Source organism: Candidatus Termitispirillum reticulitermitis, assembly GCF_054655775.1.
Genome location: NZ_BAAIHG010000061.1, coordinates 1 through 7,728, shown reverse-complemented (window position 1 = coordinate 7,728; position 7,728 = coordinate 1). Strand labels below are relative to the sequence as shown.

The following is a 7,728-nucleotide window of genomic DNA, read 5'->3' as shown; positions in this document are numbered from 1 at the left end:
TTGCACGGAAAAAAGTTGTTAGATTATCGGGTATCGTATCGCCTGATTGCACCTTGGTAAAAGATATTCCATTTTTTATTACTGGTTTTAAGGGTTAGTTAGAGATTAAAAGCTATTTTTAGCCTCCGATGGTGAGGAGAGAAATACCTAATAATCTCTGACTGCCCTTAGAAAACCACTATACACGTTCACAGCGTAAGGATTACTTACAACATCCTAGTCCAGTCAAGATATAGTTGCTAATTAGAGTCTTGACATAACAAATAGAATATTGTAATATACGAAAGTATTCTTTGGAGGTATCGGGATGACAGAACAGAACAGAACAGAACAGAACAGAACAGAACAGAACAGAACAGAACAGAACAGAACAGAACAGAACAGAACAGAACAGAACAGAACAGAACAGAACCATCTTTATTAAGCAGGGTTTTTTCTGTTCGCTATGAAGGTGCTGTAAAGGTTGTTAGATTCTTTGGGTTAAAATTTAAGTTTTTGAGCTATAGTCGCCTTATAGAGATGAATACTCAGCGTTTAGTTAGTTTTATGAATTTCAAGCATTCTCAAATTCATAGTGAAGTCAACTCGCTTTTTGATGGTGTTTCACGCTTATCAGTTCCTTATAGTTTAAGCAATATAAATGTGCTTATTACGGAGCATTGCAATTTTGCTTGTGGCGGTTGTAGCGCATTTTCAACATTGGCAAAGCCTACGTATGCTGATGTTGATACGGTGACGAGAGATTTAGAACGTGTCAGCAACATCCTTGGTGCTCGTTTAAATTTCTTGCAGCTTGCTGGTGGTGAACCGCTATTGCACCCTAACGTGATTCCATTTTTTGAAGTATCACGTAAGTTTTTTCCCAACTCTGAGATTAGGCTCGTTACCAATGGATTATTACTACCAAAGCAAGATGAGCATTTTTGGGAATCTATAAAGAAAAATAACATAGTGGTTATGCCTACAAAATATCCGAGTATTGATTATAGGAAACTTGAGGAATGTGCTGCAACTTTCGGAGTAAAATTGCACTTTGTAGATGGGGGGATAGAGCGGCAATCATTATTTAGACCATTAGATTTATCGGGTGCGCAAAATGAGTTGAGGAGCTTTATAAGGTGTTCTATGGCAAGATGCCTTATCCTAAAGGAAGGAAGGCTTTATCCTTGCTTATATCCATCAGTTATATCTCATTTTAATGAATATTTTGATAAGAATATTAACGTTAGCGAAGGCGATTCGCTGGATATTTACAAAATTAACGAGGCGTCTGATATATTTAGATTTATTGCCAATCCAATACCTTTTTGCAGATACTGCGATTCCGCAAATACGCTGAATCACGGAAAGCATGTGCTTACAAAAAGAGATATTAGCGAGTATGTTATGCCAGAGCAGATAAAGGATTAGCTCCTAATGTCGCCGACATTTGAGCCTCTAGCCCAGAGGTGATAAGTTTATTATATAGGGTAGCTCCTAATAATAAATATGTTCATGCTTAGAAAAGCATATTTGGGAGGGTAAAACTGATACTTTAATGTATTGCAAAAACCTAAGGCTTACCGCAACCACGCTTGAACGTGAGATTGCAACCAGAGGGGAGCTTGTGTATGGCTGATATAATGACAGACCTTGACTCTGCCCGTGAGTGGATACACTCGGTGCGTCGCGAAGGGGTATCCACCTCTTGCGTGAAAGTGCAGACAACTATATAATGAGCAGATGAATTTCGTATATCATGGAAGTAGCGTTATCGTTGAAAAGCCAGAGTTGCGCTTTTCGGTTAGAACCCTTGACTTCGGGCACGGGTTTTATACGACTACTAATGAGGAGCAGGCAAGAGCGTTTGCCGTTAGCGTTCAAAAACGAGCGGTGCGGGCTGGTGCTGTGAACGCTGGCAGATTTGTCAGTATATACGAAATAGATTACGAACTAATGTTGAAAGAACTTAATCTATTACTCTTTGAAACGCCTAATGACGAATGGCTTGATTTTGTAGTCGCTAACCGCAGAAATATTTATGCTGGTAAAAAGTATGATATAATACGTGGTCCCGTTGCAAATGATACAGTATATAGGACGATTATAGCCTATATGAACAACATATATACCAAACAACAGGCAATAGAGCTATTAAAGGTTAGGGAGCTGTATGACCAGATTGCGTTAGCAACAGAGAAAGCTATCTCATTTTTGCGCTTTACTGGCTACAAGGAGGTCTAGGCTATGGATGAATTAAAAGATTACGACCCATCGCAGTTTAAGGGGATACTTGAACTGCTTATTCCATCTGTTATTGAGGAGATAGTAAAGAACCGCAATGTTTCTGAAGACAAGGCGTTTGAGTTGCTATACTTATCACGACTTTATTACCTGCTTGAAGAGGAGGGCACAAAACTTTGGCATCTCAGCCCCTTAACGCTGGCTAACTTGCTGAATGAAGAGCTTGAAACGGGCAAGATTACGTTCCCTGAGGCGGCGTAATGGAATGCCCAACTGACTTTATCGTTTATTGTATTGAGGAATATAGGGATGCATATAACCTATCTGGCGAGGAGACGATAAAACTATTCAAAAAGTATGACGTGCTAAACTATATCCGTGAACGCTATGATATGTTGCACATTGAGGGCGGGCTTGCAATCGCCGAAGATATAAGGGCATTAACATCTGATAAAGTTGCTGAACTCGCAGGGCTTTCAGTCGCAGATATAGAAAGATTGTGAGGGGAATTGCAGTCGCCACTTAGAGCCTTGACATAACATATAGAGTATTGTAACATACGAAATATTCTTTGGGGGTATCGGGATGACAGACAGACAGACAGACAGACAGACAGACAGACACTCTTTATTAAGTAAGTTTTTCTTGGTGCGTCGCGAGGGCGTATCTACGGTCATTCGTGTGCTTGGGCTGAAGATAAAAATACCCAGCAAAAACAAGCAAGCACAAGCGCGGGTCATGGAGTTAAAAAGGTATCAGGATAGTGGATATGGCAAAATGTATAACGCCATAAATGACGCTGTTAGACGTTGGTCAACCCCTGCCAGATTGTATGTAGTCAATATAATGCTTACGGAGCATTGCAATTTTAACTGCTTTGCCTGTGGCAATTTTTCGCAACTGGTGGAACCAGAATATGCCGATATTGATGTTGTTACGAGAGATTTAACGAAATTAGCAGAACTCACTGGTGGGGCAGTTGACTACATTCAGCTAACTGGTGGCGAACCATTATTACATCCCAACGTAATCTCATTTTTTGAAATATCACGCAAGTTATTCCCAGATTCAAGAATTAGATTTATTACTAATGGAATACTTCTGCCTAAACAGGGGGTAGAGTTTTGGGAAGCTGTTAAAAAGTATAAGGTAACGTTAGCCCCTACGAGATACCCAGAGATAGATTGGGATAAAGTAGAGTCTTACGCTGCGCAGTTTGGAGTAGAGTTGCAATATTTAGATGGCGTGGAGAGAGAATCTCTGTATCGCCCATTTGATACAAGAGGTGTTCAGAATGAGACTATGAACTTTAGTATGTGTCCCAGTGCTGGACAGTGTCAAATATTAAAGGACGGTAGATTTTATCTATGTATATTTCCGGCAGTTATACGTCACTTTAACAAGCATTTTAATCAGAGTTTAGAGGTTTCTAAATTTGACTATATAGAGCTAGATAAAGTTCAGAGTGTGCAAGAGATACTTTCACTAGTTGCTAGACCGTTGCCATTTTGCAGATACTGTAATATATGGGGGCACAAGAGGATGGGAACTCATCTTTTAAGTAACAGAGATATTAGCGAGTATGTTATGCCTGAGCAGATAAAAGATATATAGCACTTGACTATCTCTTGTTTTTATTATATTGTCGGTCTATGTCAGATACTGATACCAACAGAGAGTATAAGGATAGCGTATTTACCAAGCTATTCTCTGATAAAGAGAAGCTCGTTGAGCTATACAATGCCATTGACGATGTTACCTATACGTTGTCAGATGGCATTATAATAAATACCTTAGAGAATGTTCTGTTTATGGGCAGACGAAACGACATATCATTTACCATAGGGGATAAGCTAGTTGTTTTAATGGAACATCAATCAACTATAAACGATAATATGCCGTTGCGGTTTTTAGAATATATAGCTCGTTTATATGAAGGTATGGTGGATAACGATGCGGTATATAGGAGGAACAGGTTGACAATTCCTCGTCCAGAGTTTATAGTGTTATATAATGGCGTTACTCCACTAAAAGCAGATGATTACTATATAAAGCTATCTGAGATGTTTGCAAAAGACGAAACAAGAAAGGATACACATAGCTTTTTAGAGTTAGAAGCGAGAGTGTTGAATGTTAATAAAGGACATAATAGCAAGGTATTGCAAGCGAGTGGAACGCTTGGGGACTATGCGGAGTTTGTAGAGGTAGTTAGGCAAGAGACAAAGGGGGTAGATAGCGAGGATAAGGTAGCTTTAGCTGGTGCAATGGAGCGGGCTATAAGGCTCTGTATAGAGCGGGGGATACTAAAAGACTTTCTATATAAACACTCACGGGAGGTAATGAATATGGGTATGCTGACATCAGAGTTTGACATCAATGTAGCTAAAAGGGTATGGCGTGAAGAGGCGTTTGACGAGGGCATGCTAATAGGTATGCAGGAGGGCAAACAAAAAGGCTTGCTGGAGGGCGAGCAGAGAGGCAAGCTAGAGGGCTTGCTGGAGGGCGAGCAGAGAGGCAAGCTGGAAGGCTTGCGAGCAAAGGCGTTAGAGATTGCCAAGGGGCTTTTGACTAGTGGCTTTGCACTTGATAAAGTTGCTGAACTCACAGGGCTTTCAGTTTCAGAGTTAAAAGAACTACAGAACGATATAATTGTATGATAAAGCACGTATAGTTGCCATCTCGTAATAGAATAAGTCTATGTTAACGTTGTGCTCTGACACCTCTGGCTCTGTTATGTCATTCACGCTTGTTGAAATGGTGAATGACACAGCACGATGGTTAAATTCTTATAGTATTAGCTCTGAAAATATGGTTGGTGAGCTATTTTTTCCTAATATTAAACAATTCTTTGCTAGTACAAGTGCAAAATTAGGCAGACGGCTTGTCCCGCAGGATATTGACGAATGGGTTTCTATAGTCGGTCCAGGCTCATTTACGGGTATTCGTATAGGTATAGCAGCTACTGCTGGTATTGCGCTTGGGCTTGGCAAGAAACATTTAGGGGTTTCATCGCTGGATGCTGCAGCTATTGTATCTGGACTTGAGAGGCTTGCATTAGCTGTGCGGATTAGATTTGGCGAATACGCCGTTCGTAGTTATGATTTCACAAACAATATATTCTCAGATGTCTATATCTCTAAAGAAAGCGCGCTTGAGAAGGACGTTTTAATAATAGGCACTAGAGATTCGCAGTTGTCGTGCATTACAGAAGCTATAATGCATGGGCATTGGACGAGTTTTGCGTGTGAACCTGTTGCCTACTACGTGAAACGTCATGAGGCGGAGGAAAGTCTTGCTCAGACGAGCAACATTTGACGATATTGCTTTGCTGTCTAGCATAGAGCAACGCTCATTTTTGCTGGCTTGGAGCGAGGCTAATTTTCGGGCAGAGCTTGAAAAGGGCTATTCTTTTACCTATATTTACTATCAGAATAATATGCCTGTGGCGTATATATCAATCTGGGAGCTACTTGACGAGGGAGAAATTTTGTCTATTGCTGTTTTGCCTGATGTGCGTGGACAGGGGATTGCTACGGAAATACTATCTTATGTGTTTGAGAGACATAGCGGTGTTTTATCTTGGCACTTAGAGGTGGATTCTACTAATGAAATAGCTATCAAGCTATATAAGAAACGTGGATTTGAGGCTAACAGGCTTATTAAAAATTACTATAGTGCTGGCAGGGACGCTATACAGATGAAGATGAGCGTCAATGAAGGCAAGGGATTAGGGTGAGGGAAGATAGAACTGAGACTGCAAAATTTTAGCTTGAATATACGTTGAGATATGTATATTATTAGGTAGTTTATAAAAGGAGGTGTGTTTGATGAGTAAAAATACTTATCTGTTTACGTCCGAGTCAGTGACGGAAGGTCACCCGGACAAGATGGCAGACCAGATATCTGACGCAGTGTTAGATAATCTGCTATCACAGGACCCCGACAGCCATGTGGCATGCGAGTCTATGCTTACCACAGGGTTGGTCGTAGTGAGTGGCGAAGTTTCTACTAAGGGCTACGCTGATGTGCAAAATATCGTTCGCGGTGTAGTTAAGGACATTGGCTACACTAGAGCTAAGTTCGGTTTTGACTATGAAACTTGCGGTGTAATATCTGCTCTGAATAGGCAATCGCCTGACATAGCGATGGGTGTTAACCCTGGCGGTGCAGGTGACCAAGGGCTGATGTTTGGCTATGCCTGCAAGGAGACTAGCGAGCTGATGCCACTGCCGATAATGCTTGCCCACAAGCTGTGTATGCGGCTGACTAAGGTTCGTAAAGATGGACTTTTGAACTATCTGCGTCCAGACGGCAAGTCTCAGGTGACGATAGAATATCAAGATGGCAAGGCTTTGCGTGTGCATACGGTAGTTGTTTCTTCTCAGCATAGCGAAGATGCTGATATGGAACAGCTTCGTGCGGACATTATAAAAAATGTTGTCCGTCCCGTTATCCCTGCCGAACTTTTTGACGATAAGATAATCTATCACATAAACCCGACTGGCAGGTTTGCTATTGGCGGACCTATGGGCGACTGCGGGCTTACTGGCAGAAAGATAATAGTTGATAGTTATGGCGGTTCGGGTCACCATGGTGGTGGCGCATTCAGCGGCAAAGATGCCACTAAGGTTGACCGCTCTGCTGCTTATGCGGCGCGCTGGGCGGCTAAGAATATTGTCGCATCGGGTGTTGCTGACAAGTGCGAGCTACAGGTGGCTTACGCTATAGGTGTGGCAAAACCAGTGTCTATATTGGTTGATACGTTCGGCACGGGTAAGATACCAGAGGTAGAGATAGAAAAGATTGTTGATAAAATCTTTGACCTTACCCCTAATGGTATCATAAAGGCGTTAGACCTGAGGAAACCGATATTTAAGAGTACTGCTGCTTACGGGCACTTCGGCAGAGATGGCTTTACTTGGGAAAAGACTGACAAGGCAGGGGAAATAGCTGCTCTTGCTGGCAAACTAGGAGCATAATAATGAAATATGACGTTAGAGACGAATCGCTTGCATCTGCGGGCAAGAAAAGAATTTTATGGGCTGATAAAGATATGCCTGTGCTTGCAGCTATCCGTGAGCGATTCTCCAAGTCCGCGCGCCCTGCTCGCGAGTCCGCGCCCACACCAGCCATAACCCGCCACAACAAACGTCTTACCCGCAATGAGCACATCCGTAGCGCGAATAATGCCGTCTATAGTAGATTGACCCGTGCCGTATCTGTTATCAAACATAAACTTTGTTTGAACATCGTTCACCGCTACTACAGGGAAACGCAACACACCCGCCTCTTGCATAGCTTTCAACCTAATCACCCCTGTAGTCGTTTCCTCCATACTGCCTATAATATGCTTATGGAGTTCAGGGTGATTCTTTAATATTGCACTTACAAGGTCAGCACCATCATCCATAGTAATATGCGGTTCATGAGCGATACCCGCCTCAAGGTGTTTGTAATAAGTAGCATTGTCCTCACCTTTCTTGGCAAACACGGGAACATTAAAAT

Annotated in this window: 9 protein-coding genes and 1 pseudogene; 9 read left to right on the top strand and 1 reads right to left on the bottom strand. The window is 41.9% G+C overall.

All coding sequences use genetic code 11. The features are described 5' to 3' along the window. Window positions 1–546: 546 nt before the first annotated feature. The 9 genes from AC1MDJ_RS06235 to metK all read left to right on the top strand — a co-directional run bounded on the left by AC1MDJ_RS06235 (window position 547) and on the right by metK (window position 7,202). A complete protein-coding gene (locus AC1MDJ_RS06235; protein ID WP_479690075.1) occupies window positions 547–1,410 on the top strand; it encodes a radical SAM protein in 864 nt (287 codons plus the stop codon). A gap of 312 nt (window positions 1,411–1,722) precedes the next feature. Continuing rightward, window positions 1,723–2,223, top strand: coding sequence for a DUF3990 domain-containing protein (locus tag AC1MDJ_RS06230; RefSeq protein WP_479690074.1), 501 nt, complete (start codon window positions 1,723–1,725; stop codon window positions 2,221–2,223). Between the two features lie 3 nt (window positions 2,224–2,226). Next, window positions 2,227–2,484 carry a hypothetical protein gene (locus AC1MDJ_RS06225; RefSeq protein WP_479690073.1) on the top strand — a complete coding sequence of 86 codons (258 nt, stop codon included), beginning with the start codon at window positions 2,227–2,229 and terminating at the stop codon, window positions 2,482–2,484. Further along, window positions 2,484–2,726 (top strand): DUF3791 domain-containing protein, encoded by a 243-nt coding sequence (locus AC1MDJ_RS06220; RefSeq protein WP_479690072.1) that lies wholly within the window; start codon window positions 2,484–2,486, stop codon window positions 2,724–2,726. Before AC1MDJ_RS06225 ends, AC1MDJ_RS06220 begins: the two co-directional genes overlap by 1 nt. 82 nt (window positions 2,727–2,808) lie before the next feature. Next, window positions 2,809–3,837 carry a radical SAM protein gene (locus AC1MDJ_RS06215; RefSeq protein ID WP_479690071.1) on the top strand — a complete coding sequence of 343 codons (1,029 nt, stop codon included), beginning with the start codon at window positions 2,809–2,811 and terminating at the stop codon, window positions 3,835–3,837. A gap of 38 nt (window positions 3,838–3,875) precedes the next feature. Further along, window positions 3,876–4,880 carry an RpnC/YadD family protein gene (locus tag AC1MDJ_RS06210; RefSeq protein ID WP_479690070.1) on the top strand — a complete coding sequence of 335 codons (1,005 nt, stop codon included), beginning with the start codon at window positions 3,876–3,878 and terminating at the stop codon, window positions 4,878–4,880. A gap of 40 nt (window positions 4,881–4,920) precedes the next feature. Then, window positions 4,921–5,538: a tRNA (adenosine(37)-N6)-threonylcarbamoyltransferase complex dimerization subunit type 1 TsaB gene (gene tsaB, locus AC1MDJ_RS06205; protein WP_479690069.1), complete on the top strand. Its 618-nt coding sequence runs from the start codon at window positions 4,921–4,923 to the stop codon at window positions 5,536–5,538. Next, entirely contained in the window at window positions 5,516–5,959 is a 444-nt protein-coding gene (gene rimI, locus AC1MDJ_RS06200; RefSeq protein ID WP_479690068.1) for a ribosomal protein S18-alanine N-acetyltransferase, read from the top strand. Before tsaB ends, rimI begins: the two co-directional genes overlap by 23 nt. A 91-nt stretch (window positions 5,960–6,050) precedes the next feature. Further along, on the top strand, window positions 6,051–7,202 hold the full coding sequence (gene metK, locus AC1MDJ_RS06195; RefSeq protein WP_479690067.1) for a methionine adenosyltransferase: 1,152 nt from the start codon (window positions 6,051–6,053) through the stop codon (window positions 7,200–7,202). Between the two features lie 98 nt (window positions 7,203–7,300). Here the strand turns inward: metK and AC1MDJ_RS06190 are convergent. Continuing rightward, a pseudogene (locus AC1MDJ_RS06190) lies at window positions 7,301–7,728 on the bottom strand (adenosylhomocysteinase); the annotation flags it as partial.